The following is a 24,572-nucleotide window of genomic DNA, read 5'->3' on the forward strand; positions in this document are numbered from 1 at the left end:
TTGACCTACCTCCCCGTTGTCGTCGCGCCGAGTGGAGAGGCTTTTCGCGGGACGATTCTAAATAGACACGGGGCGCTGGATGTCTGAGCGGAGCCGAAGGCGTAGCGAGTTCAGCGCCGCCCGCGAAAAGCCTCGGAGCGAGGGAAACCCCGGCCCGCGCAGCGGGCTGGGGTCGCGGCAGTCGGGCGTGTTTCTTGGGTACTTCTTTGCACGAGCAAAGAAGTACCTCGCGGTGCGCTCGCGAGAGAGCGCCTGGCAGGCGGTGGACCGGAGCCACCGTAAACACCGGACGATGAACCATGGCCAGCCACAACAAGGCAGGCGGCCGGTCGAAAGTACGTAAACACCGAGCGATGAACCTGGCCCGACCTGGGCGCGCGGCAGGAGACGACGCTACAGGGCGTCGAGGACCTCCGAGAGGCGCGATACGGGGATGACCTCCATTCCCTTGATCGGCTTGCGTGGGGCGTTGGCGGCCGGCGCGATGGCGCGGGTGTAGCCATGCTTGGCCGCCTCGCGCAGGCGTTCCTCGCCGTTCGGGACCGGGCGGATCTCGCCGGCCAGGCCGACCTCGCCGAACGCCAGCAGCTCCTGCGGCAGGGCGCGATCACGGAAGCTGGAGAGCGCGGCCGCCAGCATCGGCAGGTCGGCGGCAGTCTCTGTTACGCGCACGCCGCCCACCACGTTGATGAACACGTCCTGGTCGAACAGGGCCACGCCGCCGTGGCGATGCAGCACGGCCAGGAGCATGGTCAGGCGGTTCTGCTCCAGCCCTACGGTGATCCGCCGCGGCTGCGAGGCATGGCTCTCGGCGACCAGCGCTTGCACCTCGACCAGCAACGGGCGCGTGCCCTCGCGGGTAACCATGACGACGCTGCCGGGCACCGGCCCCTGGTGACGTGACAGGAAGATCGCGGACGGGTTGGAGACGGCCTTCAAGCCGTTCTCCAGCATGGCGAACACGCCCAGCTCGTTCACCGCGCCGAAGCGGTTCTTCACCGCGCGCAGCATGCGGTAGCGCCCGTCCGGGTCGCCCTCGAAATAGAGCACCGTATCGACCATGTGTTCCAGCACACGCGGGCCAGCGAGCTGGCCGTCCTTGGTCACGTGACCAACCAGGATCACGGTGATGCCGCGCTGCTTGGCCATGCGCACCAAGGCCGCGGCGCTTTCGCGCACCTGGCCGACCGAGCCGGGGGCGGACTGCAGCGCAGCGGTGTAGAGCGTCTGGATGGAGTCGATTACCAGTACGCGCGGGCGCTCGCGTTCGCAGGTGGCGATCACGTTCTCGACCTGGGTTTCGGTCAGCAGGCGCAGCCCGTCGACCTCCAGGCCCAGGCGCCGGGCGCGCATGCCGATTTGCTGGGCCGATTCCTCGCCGGTCACGTAGAGCGTGTCGCCGATGGGCAGCATGGCCAGGGTCTGCAGCAGCAGGGTGGACTTGCCGATGCCCGGGTCGCCGCCCAGCAGCACCACCGACCCGTGGACCAGGCCGCCCCCCAGGGCGCGATCCAGCTCCGACAACCCGGTGCTGGTGCGCGGTACCTCGGCCAGCTCGACTTCGCCCAGACGGGTAATTCCGGCGACCGCGCCGGCGTACCCGCCGCGCGGGCCTGCGCTGGCCGCCGGAGCGGCCTCCTCCAGGGTGTTCCAGGCGCCGCAGTCGCCGCACTGGCCGGCCCACTTGGGGCTGATCGCGCCGCAGGACTGGCATACGTACTGGGTCTTGCTCTTTGCCATCAGGGGGCCTTCTGCGGTGGGGCTTCCGGCAGGTCGGGCGCGACCACGCGCACGGTGCGGATGGTGTTGTTCTTGATCTGGGCGATGTCCATTACCACGCCGTTGATCTTCACGCTTACGGACGCTTCGGGGATGCTTTCCAGGTGTTCGACGATCAGGCCGCTGAGGGTCTTCGGGCCGTCCTGTGGCAGGTCCAGGCCCAGGGCCCGGTTCAGTTCACGCAGGTGAATGCCGCCGTCGACCATGACCGAGCCGTCGTCCTGACGCAGGAGGTCGTCGCTCATCGCCGGGGAGTCGGTGGTGAACTCGCCGACGATCTCCTCCAGCAGGTCCTCCAGCGTGATCAGTCCCTCGATATCGCCGTACTCGTCCACCACCAGGCCGATCCGCTTCTTCTGTTGCTGGAAGTTGATCAGCTGGCGGTTGAGCGCCGTACCTTCGGGAATGAAGTAGGGCGGGGTCAGGACCTGACGCAGGTCGTCGGGGCCGAACGCGTCACGCTCGACCAGTGGCAGGACGTCGCGGCGGTGGACGAAGCCGACGATGTGGTCCAGCTCGCCCTCCACCACCGGCAGGCGGGTGAAGCTGCCGTGGATCAGTTGGTCCTCGACCTCGTTCCAGGGTTCGTTCAAGTCAATCACCACAATCTCGTTGCGCGGGATCATGATGTCCTCGACCGTGGTGCGCTCCAGATCCAGCAGGTTCAGCAGCATGCGCTGGTGGTTGGCCGGGATCAGCGCGCCGGCCTCGGAGACCACGCTGCGGAGTTCATCGGTGTTCAGTGCGGCGCGCTGGTCGGCATTCATATGGACGCCAAATAGGCGCAGCACGCCGTTCGCCATCAGGTTGATCATCCAGACCACCGGCCACATCACCCTGATCAGTCCAGAGTAGACCCAGGCGGCGGGGTAGGCCACGCGTTCGCTGTGCAGCGCGGCGAGGGTCTTCGGTGCGGTCTCGGCGAAGATCAGCAGGGTCAGGGTCAGCACGCCGGTGGCGATGGCCACGCCGGTATCGCCGAACAGGCGCCACCCGATGAAGGTGGCGATCTGCGCGATCATGATGTTGACGAAATTATTGCCCAGCAGGATCAGTCCGATCAGTCGATCCGGTTTCTCCAGCAGCCGCGCGGCGCGCTGGGCGCCGCGATGGCCGGTCTGCGCGCGGTGGCGCATGCGATAGCGGTTCAACGCCATCAACGCCGTCTCCGAGCCGGAGAAGAACGCCGACAGCAGGAACAGCACCACCAGGGCGCCGAACAGGACGTACAGCGGGATCTCTTGCAAGGGTGCGGCCTGCGGTCAGGGGTGGGCGGACGGGCGGGGCTGCATGCTCGGGATCATTTCAGGCAAGGCCCGTGGGGGTGTCAAGCCGTGGTTACCGCGTTCAGATGCGTCCGAGGATGACTTCCAGCACCAGCTTGGAGCCGAAATAGGCCAGCACCAGCACGACAAAGCCGCCGGTGGTCCAGGCCAGCGCGCGGGTGCCGCGCCAGCCGAGACGCCAGCGGCCAATCAGCAGGGTGGAGAAGATCAGCCAGGCCAGGATCGACAGTGTGGTCTTGTGGACCAGGTGCTGGGCAAACAGGTTGTCCACGAACAGCAACCCGGACAGCAGGCTGAGCCCGAGGAACAGCCAGCCGATGAAGATCATCCGGAACAGCCACACCTCCATCGAAAACAACGGCGGCAGGGCACGCACGAAGCCCGAGGCGTGATGGTTGTGCAGGGCCCGGTGCTGGGCGGCCATCACCGCCGCCTGTGCGGTGGACAGCGCGAGGAACGCCCAGCCCAGTGCCGAGAACAGGATGTGCAGGTCGATCCCGGCCGAGGTGGTATAGCGCGTATCGCCGTCACACAGGAGAGCGGTGAGGGCGGCCAGCGCGGTCAGCGGCAGGATCACGACCCCGAGGATGGCCAGGGGATGGCGCCAGCTCGTCAGCCACAGCAGTGCGGCCACCAGCCACAGCGAGGCCGACAGCGCATTGCCCAGGCACAGGTTGAGTCCCGTATCGGTCAGCACCATCGGCAGCAGAGCGCCCAGGTGGGCGAGCAGCGCGAGCCCCCACAGGGCCAGGGGCCCCCGCGGCTGGCCCTGTGTCAGCGGCTGCCGGCGGGCGGTGACAACCAGGTAGCCCGCGGTGACGAGATACAGCGCGACGGCGAGGAGTCCGATGGCAATGATCATGACGCCGGATTATCGCCGCTCCGCGGGCGGATTGCACATGGTGGCGGCCGTTCCGGCGCCAGTTCGGGTGCCCCGCTGTGATCTCTCGACCGGTTGCCCGGCGGTGGGCCTGCATCCCGGAGCGCGAGAGCGGTATACTGTGCGGTCCCGTGGTCGGTGGATGTGCGCCGACCACCGCTGATTTAGACGAGGACGCGTGATGTTCGACGGCCTTTCCAGCCGCCTGCAGGAGACCATGAAGCGCCTGAAGGGTCAGGCGCGGCTCACGGAGGACAATGTCCAGGACGCCCTGCGCGAGGTGCGCATGGCGCTGCTGGAGGCCGACGTGGCCCTGCCGGTGGTGCGCGAGTTCATCAAGGACGTCAAGGAAAAGGCGCTGGGCAAGGAGGTCATCGGCAGCCTGACCCCCGGCCAGGCCCTGATCAAGGTCGTCCATGACGAACTGATCGCGACCATGGGTGGCGAGAATGCCACGCTGAACCTGGCGCAGCAGCCGCCCGCCGTAGTGCTGGTGGCCGGCCTCCAGGGTGCCGGCAAGACCACCAGTATCGGCAAGCTCGCGCGCCTGTTGCGCGAGCGCGAGAAGAAAAAGGTCGCAGTGGTCAGCTGTGACGTCTATCGCCCGGCGGCAATCCAGCAGTTGGAGACCCTGGCCGGCCAGGTCGAAGTCACGTTCTATCCCAGTGACACCAGCCAGAAGCCCGAGGCGATCGCCAGGGATGCGGTCGCCCGCGCCCGCCGCGAGGGCATCGAGGTCCTGCTGGTGGATACCGCGGGCCGCCTGCATGTCGACGAGGACATGATGGCCGAGGTCCAGGCCCTGCATCAGGCGATCGACCCGATCGAGACCCTGTTCGTGGTCGATTCCATGACCGGGCAGGATGCGGCGAACACCGCACGCGCCTTCGGCGAGGCGCTGCCGCTGACCGGCGTGGTGCTGACCAAGGCGGACGGCGATGCCCGTGGGGGTGCGGCCCTCTCGGTGCGCCAGATCACCGGCGTGCCGATCAAGTTTATTGGCATGGGCGAGCGCCCGGATGCCCTGGAGCCGTTCCACCCCGAGCGCATCGCCTCGCGCATCCTCGGCAAGGGCGACGTGCTGTCGCTGGTCGAGGAGGCCAGTCGCCAGGTCGACCAGGATCAGGCCGAGAAGCTGACCCGCAAGTTGAAGAAGGGGCGCGGCTTCGACCTGAACGACCTGCGCGACCAGCTGGGCCAGATGCAGAAGATGGGCGGCATGAGTTCCATGCTCGAGAAGCTCCCCGGCGGCGGCAAGCTGCCGGATGCGGTGAAGAATCAGGCCAACGACAAGGAGATCGGTCGCATGATGGCGGTGATCTCGTCGATGACCGAGCGCGAGCGCCGTCACCCGGAGGTGATCAAGGGCTCGCGCAAGCGCCGTATTGCCGCCGGTTCCGGCACCCAGATTCAGGATGTGAATCGTCTGCTCAAGCAACACACCCAAATGAGCAAGGCGATGAAGAAATTCTCCAAGGGCGGCGCATCGAAGATGATGCGGGCCCTGGGGAGCAAAATGGGCGGCATGGGGGGTATGGGTGGCCCCGGCGGCGGGATGCCGTTTCGCTAGCAGAAACTACCTAAAGCACGCGCGAGCGGCGGCCTGGCGCACAAGGGAGACCTGAGCTCTCCCTTGTGTTGTCGGTCGAATTCGTTATAATCGCGCGTTTTCTCGAGAAAACGGACTCACGGGGTTCAACACTACATGGTTACGATTCGCCTGCTACGCCGCGGCGCCAAGAAGCGCCCGTTTTATTCGATCGTGGTTACCGATTCCCGCGCTCGTCGCGATAGCGGCTACAAGGAGCAGATCGGTTTCTTCAACCCGGTGGCCCGCGGTCAGGAAGAACCGCTGCGCATCGATCTGGAGCGCGTGGACCACTGGCTGGGTCACGGCGCCGGCATGTCCGAGCGTGTGAATCACCTGGTCAAGGGTTACCGCAAGCAGCAGCAGTCCGCGGCGGCCTGAGGGCGCCCGGCCGTTGTACTGACGCTTGGCTGCGGTCATGAATGAGGCGGATGAGCGTATCCGCGTCGGGCGTGTGTCCGGGGTCTATGGCGTCAAGGGTTGGGTGCGGGTCTTTTCCGAGACCGCGCCGCGCGCCGCGATCACCGAATTCCCGCAGCTGTGGATGCAGCACGGGAGTGATTGGCGCCTGGTTGACGTCGAGGGCGGCCGCGGCCATGGCCAGGGCGTCGTGATGAAGTTTCGCGAAGCCGCGGATCGCGATGGGGCGCACCGGTTGATTGGTGCCGAACTCGCGATCGAGCGGGCCTGGTTGCCACCGGCCGAGGATGGCGCCTACTACTGGGCCGATCTTCTGGGCATGGCGGTCGAGAACAACGACGGCGCGGTGTTGGGAACCATCTCGGGTTTTATCGAGACCGGTGCCAACGACGTGCTGGTAGTCCAGGGGGATCGGGAACGCCTGATCCCCTGGGTTCGCGACCAGTACGTGCTGGACGTGGATCTGGAGGCCCGCCGCGTGCGGGTCGACTGGGACCCGGAATTCTGAAGCGGCGCGGATGCGTTTCGACGTCATCTCGCTGTTTCCGGAGCTGGTCGCAGCGGTTGGCGAATCCGGAGTGACCGGGCGGGCCGTGGAGCGCGGTCAGCTGGAACTGAGATACTGGAATCCGCGTGCCTGGGGCGCCGGTGTTCACCAGGCAGTGGACGACCGGCCATATGGCGGGGGTCCGGGCATGGTGATGCAGTACGCGCCGCTGGCGTCCGCGCTGAATGCGGCGCGGGCGGATGCCGAAGCCACGCCGCACGTGATCGCACTGACCCCGCAGGGGCAACCGATCCGGCAGGCGATGCTGCGTGAACTGGCCGGGCGGCCGCGGGTCGCCCTGGTCTGCGGGCGCTACGAGGGTATCGACGAGCGCTTTATCGAGGCGCAGGTCGACGCGGAGTGGTCTCTAGGCGACTTCGTGCTCTCGGGCGGCGAACTTGCGGCGATGGCGGTGATCGATGGCTGTGCCCGCCTGCTACCGGGGGTTCTGGGGCATGCGGACTCGGCCGAGCAGGACTCGTTCAGTGCGGGGCTTCTGGATTGCCCGCACTACACGCGCCCGGAGACGGTCGCCGGGCGTACCGTGCCGCCGGTCCTGAAGGGGGGCGATCATGGCGCGATCCGGCGCTGGCGCCGCCGCGAGGCACTGGGCAGGACCTGGACCCGGCGGCCGGACCTGCTGGCCCGGCTGGAACTCGGGGCCGAAGATGCGGCCCTGTTGGACGAATACCGTGCGAGTGGCCATACCGGCGGCTCGCGCACCGAAAGCGATGATTGAGGTCGAGCAATGAATAACGTCATTCAGGAACTGGAAGCCGAGCAGATGAAGTCGGATGTGCCCGCCTTCGGGCCCGGCGATACCTTGGTGGTGCAGGTCAAGGTTCGCGAAGGCGACCGCGAGCGTCTGCAGGCCTTCGAGGGCGCGGTGATCGCCGTGCGCAACCGCGGCCTCAACTCCGCCTTCACCCTGCGCAAGGTCTCCTACGGCAACGGCGTGGAGCGTACCTTCCAGACCCACAGCCCGCAGATCGCCGAGATCAAGGTGAAGCGCCGCGGCAAGGTGCGTCGTTCCAAGCTGTACTACCTGCGCGACCGGACCGGCAAGGCCGCCCGCATCAAGGAAGACGTCAAGGCCGCGAAGTAACGCGACCGGACGGGGTTCGGCGTATGGCCGAATCCCTGCCACCCCTGGCGTTTAACCATTCGATGTCGGCAGGTCCGATGACCCGCAGCCAGCGCTGCCTCCTCCCCGGAGTCGCGCTGGCTTTTGTGTGGCTGGAATCCGCCGATGGCGAAGTCCTGGCCTGCGACTGGCAGGATCCGGGCGATCCCGAGGACCTGGTGCCGTTGGTGGATATCCCGAGCGCGGATCTCCAGGCGCCGCGCTTTGACCCGGAACGCTACGGTCGTGACGCCACGGCCTGGCGCCCGACGTCGGCTGTACCCCCCGGCAGCGCCCATGCGCGCCGGGTGTGGGCCGCCTTGTCGGAGATCCCGGTGGGCGAGGTGCGCACTTACTCCGAGATCGCGACCCGCGTGGGTTCTGCGCCCCGTGCGGTGGGGCAGGCCTGTCGTGCCAACCCCTGGCCCTTGTTCATCCCCTGCCACCGCGTGGTGTCCTCGCGTTTTCGTACCTCCAGCGATGTCGGCGGTTACGCCGGCGATCAGGTTGGCGAGCTGGCCCAGGTGAAACGCCTGCTGCTGGTCCATGAGGGTGTTTTGGGTCGCGATTGACCCCGCGGCCGCTAGTTCGCAGCTCGCCGATCCCTCCCCATACTCGTACCTGCGTCGGGTGCTTTTCTCATTCTGGCCCGCTATTCCGTGGAGGCCGCGTTAGCCCGCCGTTCTCGGGCTGGTGATGGCCCCCGGGTATTCGCCCGCGGCATCAGGTGTTTGTCGCTCGGGGCGCGCCTGAACGGCGCCTGAAAAAAACTCTGGAAAGGCGGGAATAATAAAGGGGTAATCATCGTCTGCCCCTTGGTGTTGATCCCCAAGAATCGTTGCAAAACAGACTTTTAGGAAACGCTAATATAGTCTTTTGTGTTGACAGCGCGGACTCGGGTTCAGCACTCTGCTACACAGGTCCGGGCCAGATCAGTCCCGGGCTCAATCGAAAAAACCCGTGTGATGGAGGTTTCCATGTTCAAGAAAGCATTGCTTGCGTTGCCCGTAGCAATGGCTGTTGGGGCTGCGGCTCAGGCCGGCGAATGGCAAGACCCCAATGATGTCCTGCAGAACCTGCTGCAGAACAACCCCGATTCCGCCTACCTGCATCAGAGTGAAATGAACATCATGATGATGCCGGACAACCCGGCCCTGTGGCTGGTCGAGGAAGGCGAGGACCTGTTTTACGCCCAGCGCGGCCCGAACAATGTCTCCCTGGAAGGCTGCGACTTCGGCAAGGGGCCGGGCGAGCTGGACGGCGCCTATGTCGAGCTGCCGCGCTACTTCGAAGACACCGGCAAGGTGATGGACTTCGAAATGCGCCTGGTGCACTGCATGAAGGAACTGCAGGGCTTCACCAGCGATGACGCCGCTGTAGGCCAGCGTCACGGCAACGGCTCCGACATCATGAAGCTGACCACCTACATCGCCCACCAGTCCTCCGGCATGGCGTGGAATCCGCCGCTGGATCACCCGGAAGAGCAGGCCATGCGCGATGCGGGCGAGAAGCTGTTCTTCCGCCGCGGTGGCGCGATGGACTTCAACTGCGCCAGCTGCCATGGCGATTCCGGCAAGCAGATCCGTGCCTCCGTGCTGCCCGAGATGCGCAATGGGCAGGAATGGACCAAGGCTGTTTCCTGGCCCGCCCACCGCGCCGGCCACGACAACGTGCGTAGCCAGAACCACCGTATCCGTGGTTGCGTGTGGCAGATGCGTCACGCAGGTATCAAGCACGATACCCCGGTCAACACCGCCCTGATCTCGTTCTGGAACGACGCGGCGCGTGGCGAACCGGCCATCCTGCCTGACCTGAAGCGGTAATCTACGGACGCAATAGGAGACACCAAGTATGTTTAAAAAGAATGCTGTTGCGGCCGGCATGGCCGCGTTCGCATCCGTCGCCCTCGCCGCTGGTTGCGCCGTTGCCGATGGAAGCAAGGGTTCGGATGTCGACATCACCGCGATGAGCGCTGACGAGCTGGCCGAGCATCTCATCTTCGAAACGGACAGCTTCCGTGACCAGGAGATGCAGGAAGGCGGTTCCTGGCGTGATCGCATGACCCAGGACGAGCTGCAGAAGGCCTGCTCCATGGAAGGCGATCCGGATGGCGAAACCGCCGGCCGCGTCGTGGCCATGGCGCGTGCCGGCTACGAGCGTCCGGAAGGTGGCGTGGAGCTGGGTGACTGGCGCAAGGGTGCCGAACTGGCGAACTCCGGTTATGGCTACCGCCAGGGTCACAACACGGACAACCACAGTCAGCGTGAGGCGGGCGGCAACTGCTACAACTGCCACGTGTTCGACCCGCGGGTTTCCGAGCAGGGGACCATCGGCCCGAGCCTGCAGAACTACGGTGCCAACCGTGGTACCAGCGAAGCGGTGCTGAATTACGTGCACGAGGTGATTTCCAATCCTCACCAGTACTTCCCGTGCACCCAGATGCCGCGGTTCAACTCCGACCGTCACCAGCTCCTGAGCGACGAGCAGATCAGCCATATCATGGCCTACCTGCTGGATCCGGAGTCGCCGGTCAACAACCAGTAAGCCACACGCTGGTTCTAGGGCAGCCTTCCGGGGCTGCCCTTTTTTGAACCACCGCGGGAGGGCTCGCGGTGGTTTTTCCTGACGGACCCGCGCATGGGTCTATCTACTTTGCGGCCATGGGCCGTTGATCCGGGGCCTGTTCTCCATCGGGCCTGGAGGCAGCCGGGCCTACGCCTGGAAGACGCCGGCACGATGATCGGCAAGAAGCGGCAATAGCCGACGCAAGAGGAGACATCAGGGATGCTTAGGAACAAGACAGTTGGGGCGGGCTTGGCCGTTCTGGCGTCCACGGTGCTGATCGCGGGTTGCGATGGCTGGATGGGCGAGACCAGTGGCGAGGTCGACATTACGGCGATGAGCGCCGACGAATTGGCAGATTACCTCGTGCTGGAAACGGACAGTTATCGTTTCGAGCAGGAGGCGCAGGAAGGTGGGTCGGCCCGTGATCGCATGGTGCAGGATGGCATTCAGGCCGCCTGTTCGATCGAGGGCGATCCGGATTCCGGGACCGCAGGCGAGGTGATCGCCATGGCCCGCGAAAGCTACGAGGAGCCGCCGGGTGGTCCGCGCCTGGGCAACTGGCGCCGTGGCGCCGAGTTGGCGCGCTCCGGGTATGGCTACCGTATCGGTCATCGAAACGATGACCATGGTACCCGCGAGGCAGGCGGTAATTGTTACGCCTGCCATCAGATGGATCCGGCCGAGGAGCTTTACGGCACCCTGGGCCCGAGCCTGGCCGGTTACGGGGCCACCCGCGGTAATGACAGTTCGGTGGTGAATTACGTGCACCAGGTGGTGTCCAACCCCCACCAGTACTTCCCGTGCACCAAGATGCCGCGGTTCGGACGCAACAACTTCCTCAGCGAGGAACAGATTGCACACGTCATGGCGTATCTTCTGGATCCGGACTCGCCGGTCAACCAGTAAGCCGTTCACACGGTCGAGGGCGGTCCTTCCGGGCTGCCCTTCTTGAGCCACCGCGGGTACCCTCGCGGTGGCTTTTTGTTTGAGGGACGCATGCTCAGCTACCAACATGACTACCACGCCGGCAATTTTGCCGACGTCCACAAGCACCTGGTCCTGTGGCAGGTTCTGGAATCGCTGCGTGGGCGCGAGAAACCCTTCGTGGCCGTGGACCTGCACGCTGGCGCCGGGGGCTACGACCTGACCAGCGCGCGGGCACGCAAGACCGACGAGGCCACCTCCGGTATCGCACGCCTGTGGTCTGCCGATCCGGTCTGGCCATCCGCGGGCCGGACGTTCCTGGAGACGTTGCGGGGGATGCAGCCGAAGCCCCCGCGCCTTACCGAATATCCGGGATCCCCGTTGCTGATTCAGGCGCGGTTGCGCGAACGCGATCGCCTGATCGCGTGCGAACTCCATCCGGAGGCCTATGATCGGCTGCAGACGCGCCTCGCCGGCGATTCCCGCTGCCATGTGCACAAGCGTGACGCGCGCGAGGCCGCGCGAGCGCTGTTTCCGCCGGAGCCACGCCGCGGTCTGGTCCTGCTGGACCCGTCCTACGAGCGCAAGTCGGAGTATCGCGAGGTGGCGGAGATGGTGGCGACCATCCGTCGGCGCTGGAACACCGGGATCATCCTGGTCTGGTACCCCATTCTCGCAGGCCGGCCGGATCACCCGATGCGCGAACAGTTACGCGCCGAGCTGGACGATCCCTGGCTGGTCAGCGAGTTGCGTATCGCCGCCGACCCGGAGCGCCACCTCGGGCTGGCGGGCTCCGGGATGCTGGTGCTGCGTCCGCCGTGGCAGCTGGAGGAGCAGCTTCCGGCGCTGCTCGCGCCGGTCTGGGCACTCCTGGATCCGGAAGGAGCGGGCGGACTTTACCAGGCCGCGGTCCTTGAAAACGGGGCAGGCGACCCTACCTTACGACGTGTCGAGAACAATCAAGGGACACGCACGCCATGACCGAAACCCAGACCGAACCCAGCACCGAAACTCGCCGCTTCGAGACCGAGGTCAGCCAGCTTCTGCAGCTGATGATCCACTCGCTTTATTCCAATCGCGAGATCTTCCTGCGTGAGTTGATCTCCAACGGCGCCGATGCCTGTGACAAGCTGCGTTTCGAGGCCCTGGCCCAGCCGGACGCGATCCCGCAGCCGGCGGAGCTGGTGATTGACGTCGAGGTGGACGCGGAGGCGCGGACCGTTACGGTGCGCGACAACGGCATCGGCATGTCACGTGACGAGGTGGTCGAACATATCGGCACCATCGCACGCTCGGGTACCAAGGCGTTTCTCGAGAAGCTGACTGGCGACCAGAAAAAGGATTCCCAGCTGATTGGTCAGTTCGGGGTGGGTTTCTACTCGTCGTTCATCGTCGCCGACCACGTGCGCCTGGAGACGCGCCGCGCCGGCAGCGAACAGGATGCGGGTACCCGCTGGGAGTCGCGTGGCGATGGTGAATACACCATTGCCCCATGCGAGCGCACCGAGGCCGGGACCGAGATCACCCTGACCCTGAAGGAAGACGCTGGCGAGTTTCTCGAGCCCGTGCGTCTGCGCCACATTATCGGGCGCTACTCGGACCATGTGGCGTTCCCGATCCGCATGCGCAAGCAGGACGAGGAGGGCAACCCTACCGACGACTGGGAGACCGTGAACCGTGCCAGCGCGCTGTGGACCCGCTCGAAGAGCGAGATCAGCGACGAGGAATACCGGGAGTTCTACAAGCACGTCGCGCACGACTTCGAGGATCCGGCCGCCTGGACCCACAACCACGTGGAGGGCCGGCAGGAATACACCACGCTGTTCTACATCCCGAAGCGCGCGCCGTTCGACCTTTGGGATCGCGATGCCCGCCACGGGGTGAAGCTCTACGTGAAGCGGGTGTTCATCATGGACGACGCGGACAAGCTGCTGCCCAACTACCTGCGCTTCGTGCGCGGGGTGGTGGACTCGGCGGACCTGCCGCTGAACGTCTCGCGCGAGATCCTGCAGGACAACCGCCTGGTGGACTCGATCCGCTCCGGTTCGGTGAAGAAGATCCTGGGGCTGCTGGAAAGCATCGCCAAGAACGAGCCCGAGGCGTACGCCGAGATCTGGCAGAACTTCGGGCGGGTGCTGAAGGAGGGCCCGGGCGAGGATTTCGCCAACCAGGAGGCGATCGCCAAGTTGCTGCGCTTTGCCAGCACCCATAACAGCGACGACACCCAGAACGTCGCGCTGGCGGATTACCTCGAGCGCATGAAGGAGGGCCAGGAGGCGATCTACGTGATCACTGCCGACAATGCCTCCGCCGCGCGCAACAGCCCGCACCTGGAGATCTTCCGCAAGCACGGGATCGAGGTCCTGTTGCTGTCGGACCGGGTCGACGAGTGGCTGCTGTCCCACCTGCGCGAGTTCGACGGCAAGCCCATCAAGAATGTTGCCAAGGGTGACCTGGACCTGGACAAGATCATCGGCGAGGACGTCGAGCAGAAGGACGAGACCGGCGAACAAGCCGCGGAGGGCGACCTGGGCGATCTGCCGGAACGACTGCAGCAGGCCCTGGGCGACCGCGTGGAGAGCGTGCGGCCCTCGCGGCGGTTGGTGGAGTCCCCGGCCTGTATCGTGCTCGGCGAGCACGAGATGGCCCTGTACCTGCAGGAACTGCTCAAGCAGGCCGGCCAGGAGACCTTCTCCGGAAAACCGGTGCTGGAGGTCAACCCGGGCCATCCGCTGGTCGCACGCCTCAAGGCCGCGGAAGGCGACGAGTTCAACGACCTGGCCTCCTTGCTGTTCGAGCAGTCCCTGCTGGCCGAGGGCGGGCAGCTGGAGGACCCGAGCGGCTTCGTCGCCCGGTTGAACCGACTGCTGTTGCAGAAGGCCGCCTGACCCGGCGGACACCCACCCGCCGGAAACCGCGTGTCCGGCGGGTGGACCTGACGTGGAGCGATATTCCGCGTTACCCTTAAAAGTTCATGTATTAAGAGGGCAAAGCCCATGCAAGTCGCGCAGAACGCCGTGGTGGCCATCCACTACACCCTGACCAACGATGCTGGCGAGAAGATCGACAGCTCCGAAGGCCGCGAGCCGCTGGCCTACCTGCACGGACAAGGCCAGATTGTCCCGGGCCTGGAAAAGGAGCTGGAGGGCAAGGCCGCCGGTGACAAGGTCCAGGCGAAGGTCTCCCCGGAAGAAGGCTATGGCGAGAAGATCGACGCCATGGTTCAGGAGATCCCGATGGAGGCCTTCCAGGGCGTTGAATCCGTCGAGCCGGGGATGCAGTTCCAGGCGCAGACCGAGAACGGCCCGCTGACGGTCACCGTGACCAAGGTCGAGGGCGACACCGCCACGGTCGATGGCAACCATCCGCTGGCCGGCGAGACCCTGAACTTCGACGTCGAGATTGTCGAAGTCCGCGAGGCCTCGGCCGAAGAGCTGGAGCACGGCCACGCCCACGGCGAGGGCGGTCACCAGCACTGATCGCGCCTGGCCGGCGATACCGCCGGCCTAGCCGCCTTTTTCGACCCGCCCCGGTGCCGCCGGGGCGGGTTTTATCGTTTTGGACCCGAGGAAAGTTGACCCGGGCTGCTGCGTATCGATCCGGAGCGAATGGCGCTATATGCGACTGGTATTGCAAACCATTCGCATTAAGGGTAGGGTGCGCTCTGTTCGTGGGCAGTGACTTGGCAATCCGCCGGCCAGCCGCGATAGTCGGGTTCCGGGAGATGCGTGACCCATACGCGCCGATGTGCGAGCGGGTTAGCTTCTCTTCGGTCAAGGCGTCTATACATTCGTGTCCTGCGGCGAGCTAGCTCATCCATGACCCACCGTTTTTCCATATCCCCTTCCGGCAGTCGTCGTGCGTTGGCGCTGGGCGTGGCCGTGAGCTTCGCGCTGCACGGCGGGATACTGGGCGCGCTATGGGTGATGCGTGATGCCGCACCGGAGTTGGCTGGCACCCGGGGCGGGGGCATGGAGGCACACTGGGTCGAACTGGACGCGGTGTTGCCTGACACGACCGGGCAAGAAACGGCGGTCGTTGAGCCCGACGCCGTGACCGAGACACTTGAGGAACCGGAACCGGAACCGGAACCGGAACCGGAACCGGAACCGGAACCGGAACCGGAACCAGAGCCGGAACCAGAGCCGGAACCAGAGCCGGAACCAGAGCCGGAACCAGAGCCGGAGCCAGAGCCGGAACCAGAGCCGGAACCAGAGCCGGAGCCAGAGCCGGAGCCAGAGCCAGAGCCGGAGCCGGAGCCGGAGCCGGAGCCGGAGCCGGAGCCGGAGCCGGAGCCGGAGCCAGAACCGGAGCCAGAACCGGAGCCAGAACCGGAGCCAGAGCCGAGTCGTTCGGGCGCGTCCGGGCCGGCCGAAGACCAGGAGCCGGCGACGGAGGCGGCCCCCGGTGGGCCGGCGGGCCAAGAGGACGAGCCCTTCGAGGAGCCGGGGTTCGGGGCGGAGTACCTGAATAACCCGCCGCCGGACTATCCGCGAATCTCGTTGCGCCGAGGGGAGGAGGGTACCGTCCTGCTGCGCGTCCGGGTCTCCGCGCAGGGGCAGCCGCTGGACTGGTCGGTGGAGGAGAGCAGCGGCCACCGGCGCCTGGACGATGCCGCCGAGGCGGCGATCGAGCATTGGGAGTTCGAGCCTGCCCGCCGTGGGGGACGCGCGGTGGAGGGCGTGGTGCTCGTACCGATGGATTTTTCGATTCGATGACAAGGCCGGCGCATGAAGCGCTGCGCAGCCGGGGATGATTGCATGAACGAGTTCGATGTCTTCTACGTGTTTCGCCATGGTGACCCGGTGCTGGTCGCGGTCTTCGCGATCCTGCTGCTGATGTCCGTGGCGACCTGGGCGATTGCCGCGAGCAAGCTGCTGACGCTGATTGGCGTGCGTCGCGACAACCGCGCCGCGTTGGCGGCCTTCGATGCCAGCCAGACGGCGCCGGCCTTCCACGATGCGATCCACGACCAGCGCGGCCCGCTGGCGGTGATCGGTCAGGAGGCGTTTGCCGCGTTCGACGACTACCGCGGGGTGCGTGATGGGTCGGACAAGGCCGAGCAGCGCCTGGATGACCACGTGGTGCGCCGGATTCGCCAGGCGATGGACCGCCAGCTGCTGCGCATGCAGGCCGGCAATATCGTGTTCGCCTCGGTCGGGGCGCTGGCGCCCTTTGTCGGACTCCTCGGTACCGTCTGGGGTATCCATGGCGCCCTGATCGACATCTCACAGGAGTCGTCGGTGTCCATGGATCTGGTGGCGGGTCCGCTCGGCGAGGCCCTGGTGGCGACGGCCGCCGGCCTGGCCGCGGCGATCCCGGCGGTGGCCTTCTTCAACATCTTCAATCGCTCCCAGCGCCTGTTGCATCAGGACTTCGAGGCCTTTGCACACGATGTGCATGCGCTGCTGATGCACTCTGACCTGAAGCCCGGCAATGCTCGCGAGGCGCGTGACCGCCGCACCGATCCGCATGCACTGCCGGACGACGGCCTGCACCAGGAGGGCTAAGCCATGGCCTTCGGACGCATGGGCGACACCAGCGAACCAATGTCGGACATGAACGTGATCCCGCTGGTGGATGTGATGCTGGTGCTGCTGGTGATCTTCATCATCACTGCACCGGTGATTACCCACTCGGTGGATCTGGATCTGCCCCAGGCCACCAGCGAGCCGGTGGACGAGCGGCCGGACAGCGTGACGCTGTCCCTGGACGGAAGCGGCGACCTGTACTGGAACAACGAGTCGGTCTCGCTGGAGCGTCTCCCGGCGCGCCTGCGCGAGGCGCTGGAGACACAACCGGACATCGCGATCTATCTGCGCGCGGATCGTGACACGCGTTACGAGCGCCTGGCCCGGGTGATGGCCGAGGTGCGCCAGTCCGGGGTGAGCCGCATGGCCTTTGTCTCCGAACCGGAGGGGGAACAATGAATTCCGGAACGCATCCATCCGGCAAGCCGGCTGTCCGCGAGGATCCGGGCCCGCGCGAGATCGCCAGCGAGCAGCTGCTGGGCCCCGCGCGGCAGATCCGCATCTGCCACCGCGGCGAGTGGTACACCCTGCGCCGGACCGCCAACGACAAGCTGATCCTGACCAAGTAAACCCCGTGAAACACCAGCCGCGGTCCACACCGCGGCTCCTGCCAGCCAGGGGAGTCTCTCCCTCAGCCAGCCTCCAATCCGTCACCGATCCGCGGCGCCCCGGCGTCCGTGGCGGTGTTGATGCTGGCCAACTCAAGGGAGACAACCATGGCTCGAAACCATCTGGCAAGCCGCCGAATCGCACGACCCGCCGACCACTCGCGCAACTCCGGGGTATGGAGGCGACGTGCCGTCGTACTCGCAATTGCCGGGGCCGTGGGGATTCCCGCGCTGCATGCCGACGAGGCCGCCCCGACAGCCGAATCCGGAACCGAGGCCCGGCTGGCGCCGGTGCAAATCCTCGGAGACGTGACCGCGACGCAGCGGCTGCCCGGCTCGGCGGCCGTGGTGGGTCGCGAACAGCTGGAAACCGAAGGGACCACGGACATCCACCAGGCGCTCAAGACCGTGCCTGGCGTGTATGTGCAGGAGGAAGACGGGGCGGGTCTGCGTCCCAATATCGGGATCCGTGCAGCGCCTCCGGGCCGCAGCAGCAAGGTGACCCTGATGGAGGACAACGTGCTGATCGCCCCGGCACCGTATTCCAACCCGGCGGCCTACTATTTCCCGACCATGATGCGGATCAACGAGATCGAAGTGCTCAAGGGGGCCCCGCTGTTGCGCCACGGGCCGCAGACCACCGGGGGTGTGATCAATCTGGTGTCCACGCCCATCCCCCGGGAACGCGGAGGTTCCATCGAAACGGTGGTGAACGATCGGGGCGGCACCGACGTGCACGCGATGTTCGGGGATCGTTCCGGTGACTGGAGCTACATGGTCGAGACCGTCCAGCGCAGAGGGGCCGGCTTCAAGGATATCGATCGCAGCAACCGCGATACCGGCTACGACATTCAGGACTATGTCGGCAAGCTGCGCTGGGACGGCGAGCGCCAGAGCATCGAGGCCAAGGTCCAGTACTCGGAGGAAACGTCCAACGAGACCTATCTTGGCCTGACCGATGCGGATTTCGCGCGTGATCCCAATCGGCGCTATGGCCTGTCCGGGATCGATCAGATGGAGAACGACCACCTCGGTCTGAGCGTCACGCACGACATCGACTGGTCCGAGCGCGTGCGCATGGCCACCACGTTGTACCGCAACGAATTCGCCCGAAACTGGTTCAAGCTGGGCGGGGGTGGCGCGTTCATTGACGACGCCAATCGGGGCGATGCGACCGCGCACCGAATCCTCCGGGGCGAAGACGATGTGGCGGGGCTGACCTACCGCAACAACAACCGCGAATATGTCTCCGAGGGTATCCAGACCGAACTGGGCATGGACTTCGGGGACCACTGGCTGCGTGCGGGTGTCCGTTATCACCAGGACGAGATGGACCGCTTCCAGCCGGACGACATCTACGATCAGGTGAACGGTTCCCTCGTCTACCAGGAGACCATCCAGCCGACGGGCAGCAACAACCGGTTCGAGGATGCGCAGGCCTGGAGCTTCTGGCTCGCCGACGAGTGGTACGTCAGTGACCGGCTGACCGCGAACCTGCTGCTGCGCTACGAGGATGTCGAGACCTCGCGGACCCAGTATGCCGATACGCAGCGAAACGTCGTGGATTCGCGGCGCTCCAATTCGAGCAGCGTCTGGCTGCCGGGGGCCTCGCTGACCTACGATTTCACGGATCGCTGGCAACTGCTGGCGGGGGTTCACCGTGGGTTTGCTCCCCTGGGGGGCGGTGCGACCGAAGACCAGGCCCCGGAAACCAGCACGAACTGGGAACTGGGCGCCCGGTATCAGGGCGACAATGCGTTTGTCGAGGCGATTGGTTTCTACAGCGATTTCTCCGACTTAGTGCAGAACTGCTCGGTGGCGACGCCCTGCTCGGACGGTTCCACCTCCGGGACCTTCACGACCGGGGAGGCGGTCATCTCCGGACTGGAGTTGCGGGCCTCCAGGGGGGTGGACCTGGGATCCTTCCACGCGCCCCTGGAGGCCAGCTACACCTACACCAGCGCCAAGGCCAGCGCGGACAACCCGGCCTCGGGGCAGCAAGAGGGCGATCGCTTGCAGGGGATCCCGCGCCACCAGTTCAGCCTTCGAGGGGGCCTCGAGCACGCGAGTGGCTGGAACCACTACGCGGTCGTGAAGTACATCGACGCGACCTGCAATAGCGATGGCTGTAACCGGAGCGCGGGCGCATTCGACCGCACCGAGTCGCTGACGACGATCGACCTGGTGAGCCAGTATCCCCTGGGCAGGAACACCGACCTCTATGCCCGGGTGAGCAATGTGCTGGATGAGCAACAAATCATCGCGCGCTCCCCGGACGGTGCCCGGCCCAACGAACCGCGTACGTTCTCGGTCGGGTTGACGCACCGGTTCTGAGTCGGTGTCTCTTGCACCGCAGACCGCACCTTCCTCGGGTGCGGTCTTCTTGTATGGGAAACCGGAATCGGCAGCCCGTCACATTCTGGACGGCGGGTTTCCGGCAAGACGGATCGTATGTTGGGCTTCCGGGTCCAACGCCTCGAGTGTCCCCGGTTCGACGGGTAACTGTCGGATACTGGGGGCGAAGCGAGAAAGGACCCTTACGGTAAAGGAGAACACCATGTGGAAATCGCGACTGACGATCCTGATGCTTGCCCTGATGATGGCGCTGGGCAGTGCCACCCTCGCGGGGTGTGACAATCAGGGCCCGGCGGAAGAGGCCGGCGAGAACATCGATGACGCCATGGACGATGCGGGCGATTCGATGGAGGATGCCGGCGACGAGATGGAAGACACCTTCAGCAACTGATTTTCTGCCCTGCAGTACGTGAAAGCCCCGGCACGCGCAGCGTGTCGGGGCTTTTTTGTGGCGGACCAGCGCCAGCTGGTCGCCTGGGTGATGGATCCGGGGCAGGATCAGAGGCGGTCGTCACCCTCGGGTTCCAGGGAGCCGCCCTGCTCGTCCATGCCGTCATCCGTCGGGGGCTGCTGCATCTCGCCTTCCGGCGGCTGCTGTTGCTGCATGCCGTCTTGGGGTGGCGGGGCGCTCTGCATGCCGCCTTCACCGGTCTCGGGCTGTTCCTGCATCTGTTGCTCTTCGAACTCGTCCATGCCCATGTCGCCGTCGGAGCAGCCCATCAGGAAGACGAGGGGCGCGATGGCCATGGCGGCCAGGATCTTGGTGGAATGTTTCATGGAAACTCCTGTGTATCCGGGGTGAATGTGAACGGAAAAATGACGTTCAATCCAGTTGACCGGAATACCCCCTCATATGTTGCGAGAAGTTCATCACACTCCACCGTTTCGGTGAGGCGATCGTGGCGCTCATCACGTATCCCCGTGCGGTTTGTCGACGCATCACGAACCCACCGCTACAGTGATGCCCAAGCAATTCACGGACCGTAGTGATGGCGCAATTCTCCCAACCCGACCCCCTCCTCGATCAGGCTCGCTCGGCCTGGGCCCGGGGCGAACATGACGCTGCGATGACCCTTTGGCGCCAGGGTGCCGAGGCGGGTGATCCGCAGTGCGCGTTTAATCTTGGCGTGCTGCTGGACGAGGGGCAGTACCTGCCCCGGGATCCGCTCGAGGCCGCGCAGTGGTACCAGCGCTCAGCCGAAGCCGGCTTTCCGGATGCGGCCTTCAACCTGGCGGTGCTGTTCGAGCAGGGTGATGGGCCGGAGGCGAATCCCAACGAGGCCGCGCGCTGGTTCCATATTGCCGCCGAACGCGGGAACGCCCAGGCCATGTTCAATCTGGGGCTCAAGTTCGACGAGGGTCGGGGCCTGCCGCAGGACCCGGAACAGGCGGCACAGTGGTACCTGCTGGCGGCCGAGGCCGGTGAAGGGCGTGGTGCGGCCAATCTCGCGCGTCTGTTCGCGATGGGCGAGGGCGTGGAGCGTTCCGACGTGTCGGCGTTCAAGTGGTATGCGATCGCGGCGGAGATGGGGGTTGCGAGCGCCGCGCGGCACCGCGAGCGGGTCGCTCGCGAGCTGAGCCCGGAGCAGCGCCTGCATGCCGGTGAGCGTGCGCAGGAGTGGTTGCAGGGCCATTCCTCGCCCCGTCTGCAATAGCGGGTCGGTCGGGCGCTCGCGCTGGGGTGTCCCTGAGACTGAGAAAGGGGCAAGGCGTTGCGGTTGGCGTTGGGCTAGATCACTACGTTCAGTTCGCGGCGCGGCTCTTCGGCCGGGCCGGCCAGGCTGACCGCGAGTTCCACGCGACGGCGCAGGGCCTCGACACCACCACCGCTCAGCGGGCCGCCGTCCGCCGGCATGGCCTCGGCGGAATCATTGCCGCTGCGGAACGCCTCGATCTGGGCCGCCACGCGGGCGCGGGAGGCCATCTCCTGGTCCGATCGCGGGAAGGCCAGTCCCTGATCCTGTTCGGTATCACCGCGCCGGTTGTCGTCCTGTTCCGGACGGTCTTCGAGCGGCCGGCGGGCCGCGCCGGCCTCCGGATCGTTCAGCGGGCGTTCGAAATCCGCCGGGGTGGAGAGTTGGCCCAGGCCCAGCCGGTCGCTTCCGGTCGGGCGTGTGCCGATCGGTATTGCAGCTGAGGGGTTGGAGACTGGGACTTCCATCGTGTGACTCGTCGAGCCCCCTGATCGTTACGTGGTCTTGTCGCCTGGATTCAGGCGCGCACATCCAGCAGTGAGCCGATCATTCGATCTTCGGCCTGCAGGGTCTTCACCGAGGCCTCGATCTGATTCTGGCTGGCGATCATGCCGACCTGGGCGCCCATGCCCTCGCGACTGCCCGCATTCTCGGTGGCCACCGTATGTGCCTGCTGGCGCATGCTGGTCATGCCCTTCTGAATGCCCGCGAGGGAGGTGCTTCCGTCGATCATCGTTTCGAACTCGTTATGGTTTTCGGTTGCAACCCTACGACCGAATTATAGATCAATTAGTTGCACTTCACCGGAAGCCCATCCAGGAAGGCGTCAGGAGGTGCCGAGCAAGCTTTGCAGGCGGGCTTGAACAGCCTCGCGGGCGCCGGCCTGTCGCGCCTGCCATGCAGCCAGACGCTCGCGGCGAGCCTGCCGATCAATCCCTTCCGCCAGGCGGGCAAGCACCTCTTCGGCCACCTGTTCGGGGTCCTCGCCGCGGGCGACCAGGCCGGTGTGTTCGGCCGCGATGCGCAGCCGGGTGGCGGCGTCCGGATGGCGCTCGTGCTGCGCGGGGCCGCAGATCACCGCGCTGCCACAGGCCAGTGGCAGACCCAGGTCCGGAGGGGTCTCGCTGGCGGCCAGGGTGCCACCCGGCAGGGTCACGTCGGCGCAGGTGTAGGCGGCGTGCAGGGTCTCCGGGTCCTCGATGTAGTAGACCCGGTTCTTGCGCGGCACGAAGGACGTCATGAAGCGGTTGTGGCGGATGATCGGCAGGGAGTACTTGATCGCGTCGCGATAGACCGGCTCGTGGCGTGCCGGGTCGGCCGGGGCCAGCAGCAGGATGGCGGCGCTCTTGCGCAGGATCGCGAACAACACGGCGAAGGCGAAGGCCTCCTCGCCCGGGCCAGTATTGGGTGCCAGCAGGATCGGGTGACCCTTCTCGTGGTACTCGCGAAAACGCTCGCAGAACCCGTCATCTCCGGATGGCGCGGGCGGCAGTTCCACCGCCCCGGCGATCGGATCGCCGATCACCTCGACCGGGCCGGAGGGGGTAGCGGCCTCGCGTGCAGCGAAGACCGCATTCCATTCGACGCCTGCCGCGCCGTCACCCTCGGCATTGATCCAGATGCGTGGCACGTGGACCGCGCCGAGGGCGGGTCCCAGGTCCAGATCGCCAGCGTGCAGGGGGCCGATGACCAGGATGGCGCGCGGTTGCAGGCGCGCCAGACGTGTGGCGGCCAGTTCGGGGCGCATCGCCAGGGCCGGGAGGCCGTCGATCAGGTCCTCGGCCTCGCGGTCCTGGCCACAGTCGGTGACGCCGAGGGCGATGGGCCCGACGGACCCGGCCAGCTCCTGCAGCCAGTCGGCGGCGGTCTCCAGAGTGGCCCGCGGGGCCAGGACCAGGATGCGCCCGCTGCTTTCGCCGGGGACGGAGCGGGCGGTGATCCAGGCAGACAAACGTGCGAACATGGTGGGCTGTTATCCGGTCGTCGGGCGAGCGCCGCATTATACGAGGCGCCGCACAGCGCCCGCCACGGGCGGGCTACACGTTGTCTCGAGGGGAATCGCGGAATGGGCATACGCTGGATCATCGGGCTGGTGGTGATGGGGGTCATCCTGGCCCTGGCCATGTGGGTCTATTCCAACCCCGGCGGGATGCGCAGCCAGCAGTTCTCCGATCTGCCCTGGCAGATCGAGGTGGGGGACCGCCAGCGCACCCGGGTGCTGGGGGTCGTGCTGGGCGAGACCACCATGGCGGATCTGATGCACCGCCTGCCGGTGCCGGATATCCGCCTGTTCGTGGACGCGGACGGCTCGCGTTCGCTTGAGGCCTATTACGTGAACGCGCGCATCCCGCCGTTCGAGGCCAACCTGATCCTGCGCCCGGATCTGGACGAGGCCGCGCTGGACCGGATTCAGTCCGAAGTCACCTCCGAGCGCCCGATGCCCAGTGGCGCCCGGCGCTACGGGCTGAGCGACAATGCCCTGACCTCGCTGGGCAATGTGCCGATCGTCGAGATGAGCTATATCCCCCGCGCGCAATGGACCGAGGACCTGATCACCAAGCGCTTCGGCGAGCCGCGCGAGCGGCTGCGTATCGACTCCGATCACAGTTACTGGCTCTACCCCGAGGAGGGGTTGGCCATCCTGGTCCCGCGGCGCGGCCGCGTGCTGATGCATTACGTTACCCAGGACCGCTGGGGGCAGACGGTGGAGCGCCTGCGCGACGAGGGGCGGCGCCGCCTGGGCGAGGATCACGGGGATCATGAGTGAGTCGAACCCGACGGATGACCGCCCGTTCTGGGAGCGCCCGCTCGAGAGCCTGACCCATGCCGAGTGGGAGGCCCTGTGCGATGGCTGCGGGCGCTGCTGTCTGCACAAGCTGGAAGACGAGGACTCGGGCGAGCTGGCCTTCACCTGGCTGGCCTGCGATCTGCTCGACTGCGAGACCGGCTACTGCTCCGACTACGCGAACCGCCGCGACTTCGTGCCGGACTGCATCCAGCTGACCCGGAAGGACCTGCCGCACTATCACTGGCTGCCACCGACCTGCGCCTACCGGCTGCGCTTCGAGGGTCACCCTCTGCCAGCCTGGCATCCGCTGCTGAGCGGCGATCCGGAGACGGTCCGCCGCGCCCGCGTGTCAGTGGCCGGGCGCGTGATCCGCGAGCAGGACGCCCCGGACCTGCCACTGATCGACTACGTCGTGGACTGGCCCGGCGAGGTGCCCGAGTCCGCGCGCCTGTGGCGCCCGGTGGTCCGTCTGCCGCGGGAGTAG

28 protein-coding genes are annotated in these 24,572 nt (G+C 66.1%); 21 read left to right on the plus strand and 7 right to left on the minus strand.

The features are described from left to right. Positions 1 to 393: 393 nt before the first annotated feature. From radA to F622_RS0100015, 3 genes are all read right to left on the minus strand, one after another. Positions 394 to 1,740 carry a DNA repair protein RadA gene (radA, locus tag F622_RS0100005; protein ID WP_018169178.1) on the minus strand — a complete coding sequence of 449 codons (1,347 nt, stop codon included), beginning with the start codon at positions 1,738 to 1,740 and terminating at the stop codon, positions 394 to 396. After that, positions 1,740 to 3,026: an HlyC/CorC family transporter gene (locus tag F622_RS0100010; protein ID WP_019571100.1), complete on the minus strand. Its 1,287-nt coding sequence runs from the start codon at positions 3,024 to 3,026 to the stop codon at positions 1,740 to 1,742. Before F622_RS0100010 ends, radA begins: the two co-directional genes overlap by 1 nt. A gap of 100 nt (positions 3,027 to 3,126) precedes the next feature. Then, positions 3,127 to 3,927, minus strand: coding sequence for an inner membrane protein YpjD (locus F622_RS0100015; RefSeq protein ID WP_018169176.1), 801 nt, complete (start codon positions 3,925 to 3,927; stop codon positions 3,127 to 3,129). 199 nt (positions 3,928 to 4,126) lie between these two features. On the opposite strand from F622_RS0100015, the gene ffh reads away from it, so the two are divergent. From ffh to F622_RS0100105, 18 genes are all read left to right on the plus strand, one after another. After that, positions 4,127 to 5,515: a signal recognition particle protein gene (ffh, locus tag F622_RS0100020; protein ID WP_018175870.1), complete on the plus strand. Its 1,389-nt coding sequence runs from the start codon at positions 4,127 to 4,129 to the stop codon at positions 5,513 to 5,515. A gap of 135 nt (positions 5,516 to 5,650) precedes the next feature. After that, positions 5,651 to 5,914: a 30S ribosomal protein S16 gene (rpsP, locus tag F622_RS0100025; protein ID WP_018145315.1), complete on the plus strand. Its 264-nt coding sequence runs from the start codon at positions 5,651 to 5,653 to the stop codon at positions 5,912 to 5,914. A 37-nt stretch (positions 5,915 to 5,951) separates the two neighbouring features. Then, positions 5,952 to 6,461: a ribosome maturation factor RimM gene (rimM, locus tag F622_RS0100030; RefSeq protein ID WP_018169174.1), complete on the plus strand. Its 510-nt coding sequence runs from the start codon at positions 5,952 to 5,954 to the stop codon at positions 6,459 to 6,461. Positions 6,462 to 6,471: 10 nt separating this feature from the next. Then, entirely contained in the window at positions 6,472 to 7,239 is a 768-nt protein-coding gene (gene trmD, locus F622_RS0100035) for a tRNA (guanosine(37)-N1)-methyltransferase TrmD (protein ID WP_018169173.1), read from the plus strand. Positions 7,240 to 7,248: 9 nt separating this feature from the next. Then, a complete protein-coding gene (gene rplS / locus F622_RS0100040) occupies positions 7,249 to 7,605 on the plus strand; it encodes a 50S ribosomal protein L19 (protein ID WP_018145318.1) in 357 nt (118 codons plus the stop codon). Between the two features lie 23 nt (positions 7,606 to 7,628). After that, positions 7,629 to 8,195: a methylated-DNA--[protein]-cysteine S-methyltransferase gene (locus tag F622_RS0100045; RefSeq protein WP_018169172.1), complete on the plus strand. Its 567-nt coding sequence runs from the start codon at positions 7,629 to 7,631 to the stop codon at positions 8,193 to 8,195. Positions 8,196 to 8,636: 441 nt separating this feature from the next. Beyond that, the gene (gene soxA / locus F622_RS0100050; RefSeq protein WP_018169171.1) at positions 8,637 to 9,446 is read left to right on the plus strand and encodes a sulfur oxidation c-type cytochrome SoxA; all 810 of its coding nucleotides are present in this window, start codon (positions 8,637 to 8,639) and stop codon (positions 9,444 to 9,446) included. Positions 9,447 to 9,474: 28 nt separating this feature from the next. After that, positions 9,475 to 10,167, plus strand: a complete 693-nt coding sequence (soxX, locus tag F622_RS0100055) for a sulfur oxidation c-type cytochrome SoxX (protein WP_026331516.1) — start codon at positions 9,475 to 9,477, stop codon at positions 10,165 to 10,167. 240 nt (positions 10,168 to 10,407) lie between these two features. Further along, the gene (gene soxX / locus F622_RS0100060) at positions 10,408 to 11,094 is read left to right on the plus strand and encodes a sulfur oxidation c-type cytochrome SoxX (RefSeq protein WP_026182086.1); all 687 of its coding nucleotides are present in this window, start codon (positions 10,408 to 10,410) and stop codon (positions 11,092 to 11,094) included. Between the two features lie 90 nt (positions 11,095 to 11,184). Further along, positions 11,185 to 12,093: a 23S rRNA (adenine(2030)-N(6))-methyltransferase RlmJ gene (locus F622_RS0100065; protein WP_019571102.1), complete on the plus strand. Its 909-nt coding sequence runs from the start codon at positions 11,185 to 11,187 to the stop codon at positions 12,091 to 12,093. After that, positions 12,090 to 14,000: a molecular chaperone HtpG gene (htpG, locus tag F622_RS0100070; RefSeq protein WP_019571103.1), complete on the plus strand. Its 1,911-nt coding sequence runs from the start codon at positions 12,090 to 12,092 to the stop codon at positions 13,998 to 14,000. The genes F622_RS0100065 and htpG overlap by 4 nt, the downstream gene beginning before the upstream one ends. A gap of 108 nt (positions 14,001 to 14,108) precedes the next feature. Then, positions 14,109 to 14,591 carry a peptidylprolyl isomerase gene (locus tag F622_RS0100075; protein ID WP_018169167.1) on the plus strand — a complete coding sequence of 161 codons (483 nt, stop codon included), beginning with the start codon at positions 14,109 to 14,111 and terminating at the stop codon, positions 14,589 to 14,591. A 492-nt stretch (positions 14,592 to 15,083) separates the two neighbouring features. Next, on the plus strand, positions 15,084 to 15,830 hold the full coding sequence (locus F622_RS0100080; RefSeq protein WP_155997090.1) for an energy transducer TonB: 747 nt from the start codon (positions 15,084 to 15,086) through the stop codon (positions 15,828 to 15,830). Positions 15,831 to 15,872: 42 nt separating this feature from the next. Beyond that, positions 15,873 to 16,622 carry a MotA/TolQ/ExbB proton channel family protein gene (locus F622_RS0100085; RefSeq protein ID WP_018169164.1) on the plus strand — a complete coding sequence of 250 codons (750 nt, stop codon included), beginning with the start codon at positions 15,873 to 15,875 and terminating at the stop codon, positions 16,620 to 16,622. A 3-nt stretch (positions 16,623 to 16,625) separates the two neighbouring features. Then, positions 16,626 to 17,042, plus strand: coding sequence for a biopolymer transporter ExbD (locus F622_RS0100090; protein ID WP_018649677.1), 417 nt, complete (start codon positions 16,626 to 16,628; stop codon positions 17,040 to 17,042). After that, positions 17,039 to 17,212: a hemin uptake protein HemP gene (gene hemP, locus F622_RS13550; RefSeq protein WP_018169162.1), complete on the plus strand. Its 174-nt coding sequence runs from the start codon at positions 17,039 to 17,041 to the stop codon at positions 17,210 to 17,212. The genes F622_RS0100090 and hemP overlap by 4 nt, the downstream gene beginning before the upstream one ends. 255 nt (positions 17,213 to 17,467) lie before the next feature. Further along, entirely contained in the window at positions 17,468 to 19,585 is a 2,118-nt protein-coding gene (locus F622_RS0100100) for a TonB-dependent receptor domain-containing protein (protein ID WP_019571105.1), read from the plus strand. Positions 19,586 to 19,808: 223 nt separating this feature from the next. Next, the gene (locus F622_RS0100105; protein ID WP_018145331.1) at positions 19,809 to 19,997 is read left to right on the plus strand and encodes a hypothetical protein; all 189 of its coding nucleotides are present in this window, start codon (positions 19,809 to 19,811) and stop codon (positions 19,995 to 19,997) included. Between the two features lie 107 nt (positions 19,998 to 20,104). Here the strand turns inward: F622_RS0100105 and F622_RS0100110 are convergent, their stop codons facing one another. Beyond that, positions 20,105 to 20,383 carry a hypothetical protein gene (locus F622_RS0100110; RefSeq protein ID WP_018169160.1) on the minus strand — a complete coding sequence of 93 codons (279 nt, stop codon included), beginning with the start codon at positions 20,381 to 20,383 and terminating at the stop codon, positions 20,105 to 20,107. Positions 20,384 to 20,595: 212 nt separating this feature from the next. On the opposite strand from F622_RS0100110, the gene F622_RS0100115 reads away from it, so the two are divergent. Continuing rightward, positions 20,596 to 21,261: a tetratricopeptide repeat protein gene (locus F622_RS0100115; protein ID WP_018145333.1), complete on the plus strand. Its 666-nt coding sequence runs from the start codon at positions 20,596 to 20,598 to the stop codon at positions 21,259 to 21,261. A 74-nt stretch (positions 21,262 to 21,335) separates the two neighbouring features. On the opposite strand, the gene F622_RS0100120 is transcribed toward F622_RS0100115, so the two are convergent. The 3 genes from F622_RS0100120 to F622_RS0100130 all read right to left on the minus strand — a co-directional run bounded on the left by F622_RS0100120 (position 21,336) and on the right by F622_RS0100130 (position 23,263). Beyond that, positions 21,336 to 21,767: a hypothetical protein gene (locus F622_RS0100120; protein WP_018169159.1), complete on the minus strand. Its 432-nt coding sequence runs from the start codon at positions 21,765 to 21,767 to the stop codon at positions 21,336 to 21,338. A gap of 50 nt (positions 21,768 to 21,817) precedes the next feature. After that, positions 21,818 to 22,033: a hypothetical protein gene (locus tag F622_RS0100125; RefSeq protein ID WP_018145335.1), complete on the minus strand. Its 216-nt coding sequence runs from the start codon at positions 22,031 to 22,033 to the stop codon at positions 21,818 to 21,820. A gap of 93 nt (positions 22,034 to 22,126) precedes the next feature. Continuing rightward, entirely contained in the window at positions 22,127 to 23,263 is a 1,137-nt protein-coding gene (locus tag F622_RS0100130) for a hypothetical protein (RefSeq protein ID WP_018649681.1), read from the minus strand. Between the two features lie 102 nt (positions 23,264 to 23,365). Here F622_RS0100130 and F622_RS0100135 point away from each other — a divergent pair, with 102 nt between their 5' ends. Both F622_RS0100135 and F622_RS0100140 read left to right on the plus strand, forming a co-directional pair. Continuing rightward, positions 23,366 to 24,067, plus strand: a complete 702-nt coding sequence (locus tag F622_RS0100135) for a hypothetical protein (protein ID WP_019571106.1) — start codon at positions 23,366 to 23,368, stop codon at positions 24,065 to 24,067. Then, on the plus strand, positions 24,060 to 24,572 hold the full coding sequence (locus tag F622_RS0100140) for a YcgN family cysteine cluster protein (protein WP_018145338.1): 513 nt from the start codon (positions 24,060 to 24,062) through the stop codon (positions 24,570 to 24,572). Before F622_RS0100135 ends, F622_RS0100140 begins: the two co-directional genes overlap by 8 nt.

This window comes from Thioalkalivibrio sp. ALMg3 (assembly GCF_000381225.1).
GTDB lineage: Bacteria > Pseudomonadota > Gammaproteobacteria > Ectothiorhodospirales > Ectothiorhodospiraceae > Thioalkalivibrio > Thioalkalivibrio versutus.

What these genes read in the sequence shown, in the direction of transcription:
- rimM (WP_018169174.1), top strand. Translation starts at nt 5,952, where the DNA reads ATGAATGAGGCGGATGAGCGTATCCGCGTCGGGCGTGTGTCCGGGGTC.
- F622_RS0100110 (WP_018169160.1), bottom strand. Translation starts at nt 20,383, where the DNA reads ATGAAACATTCCACCAAGATCCTGGCCGCCATGGCCATCGCGCCCCTC.
- F622_RS0100140 (WP_018145338.1), top strand. Translation starts at nt 24,060, where the DNA reads ATGAGTGAGTCGAACCCGACGGATGACCGCCCGTTCTGGGAGCGCCCG.
- F622_RS0100105 (WP_018145331.1), top strand. Translation starts at nt 19,809, where the DNA reads ATGTGGAAATCGCGACTGACGATCCTGATGCTTGCCCTGATGATGGCG.
- F622_RS0100075 (WP_018169167.1), top strand. Translation starts at nt 14,109, where the DNA reads ATGCAAGTCGCGCAGAACGCCGTGGTGGCCATCCACTACACCCTGACC.
- F622_RS0100045 (WP_018169172.1), top strand. Translation starts at nt 7,629, where the DNA reads ATGGCCGAATCCCTGCCACCCCTGGCGTTTAACCATTCGATGTCGGCA.
- soxA (WP_018169171.1), top strand. Translation starts at nt 8,637, where the DNA reads ATGGCTGTTGGGGCTGCGGCTCAGGCCGGCGAATGGCAAGACCCCAAT.
- soxX (WP_026331516.1), top strand. Translation starts at nt 9,475, where the DNA reads ATGTTTAAAAAGAATGCTGTTGCGGCCGGCATGGCCGCGTTCGCATCC.
- rplS (WP_018145318.1), top strand. Translation starts at nt 7,249, where the DNA reads ATGAATAACGTCATTCAGGAACTGGAAGCCGAGCAGATGAAGTCGGAT.
- F622_RS0100130 (WP_018649681.1), bottom strand. Translation starts at nt 23,263, where the DNA reads ATGTTCGCACGTTTGTCTGCCTGGATCACCGCCCGCTCCGTCCCCGGC.
- F622_RS0100125 (WP_018145335.1), bottom strand. Translation starts at nt 22,033, where the DNA reads ATGATCGACGGAAGCACCTCCCTCGCGGGCATTCAGAAGGGCATGACC.
- htpG (WP_019571103.1), top strand. Translation starts at nt 12,090, where the DNA reads ATGACCGAAACCCAGACCGAACCCAGCACCGAAACTCGCCGCTTCGAG.
- radA (WP_018169178.1), bottom strand. Translation starts at nt 1,740, where the DNA reads ATGGCAAAGAGCAAGACCCAGTACGTATGCCAGTCCTGCGGCGCGATC.
- F622_RS0100135 (WP_019571106.1), top strand. Translation starts at nt 23,366, where the DNA reads ATGGGCATACGCTGGATCATCGGGCTGGTGGTGATGGGGGTCATCCTG.
- rpsP (WP_018145315.1), top strand. Translation starts at nt 5,651, where the DNA reads ATGGTTACGATTCGCCTGCTACGCCGCGGCGCCAAGAAGCGCCCGTTT.
- F622_RS0100085 (WP_018169164.1), top strand. Translation starts at nt 15,873, where the DNA reads ATGAACGAGTTCGATGTCTTCTACGTGTTTCGCCATGGTGACCCGGTG.
- F622_RS0100065 (WP_019571102.1), top strand. Translation starts at nt 11,185, where the DNA reads ATGCTCAGCTACCAACATGACTACCACGCCGGCAATTTTGCCGACGTC.
- ffh (WP_018175870.1), top strand. Translation starts at nt 4,127, where the DNA reads ATGTTCGACGGCCTTTCCAGCCGCCTGCAGGAGACCATGAAGCGCCTG.
- F622_RS0100120 (WP_018169159.1), bottom strand. Translation starts at nt 21,767, where the DNA reads ATGGAAGTCCCAGTCTCCAACCCCTCAGCTGCAATACCGATCGGCACA.
- F622_RS0100080 (WP_155997090.1), top strand. Translation starts at nt 15,084, where the DNA reads ATGGAGGCACACTGGGTCGAACTGGACGCGGTGTTGCCTGACACGACC.
- trmD (WP_018169173.1), top strand. Translation starts at nt 6,472, where the DNA reads ATGCGTTTCGACGTCATCTCGCTGTTTCCGGAGCTGGTCGCAGCGGTT.
- F622_RS0100015 (WP_018169176.1), bottom strand. Translation starts at nt 3,927, where the DNA reads ATGATCATTGCCATCGGACTCCTCGCCGTCGCGCTGTATCTCGTCACC.
- hemP (WP_018169162.1), top strand. Translation starts at nt 17,039, where the DNA reads ATGAATTCCGGAACGCATCCATCCGGCAAGCCGGCTGTCCGCGAGGAT.
- soxX (WP_026182086.1), top strand. Translation starts at nt 10,408, where the DNA reads ATGCTTAGGAACAAGACAGTTGGGGCGGGCTTGGCCGTTCTGGCGTCC.
- F622_RS0100115 (WP_018145333.1), top strand. Translation starts at nt 20,596, where the DNA reads ATGGCGCAATTCTCCCAACCCGACCCCCTCCTCGATCAGGCTCGCTCG.
- F622_RS0100090 (WP_018649677.1), top strand. Translation starts at nt 16,626, where the DNA reads ATGGCCTTCGGACGCATGGGCGACACCAGCGAACCAATGTCGGACATG.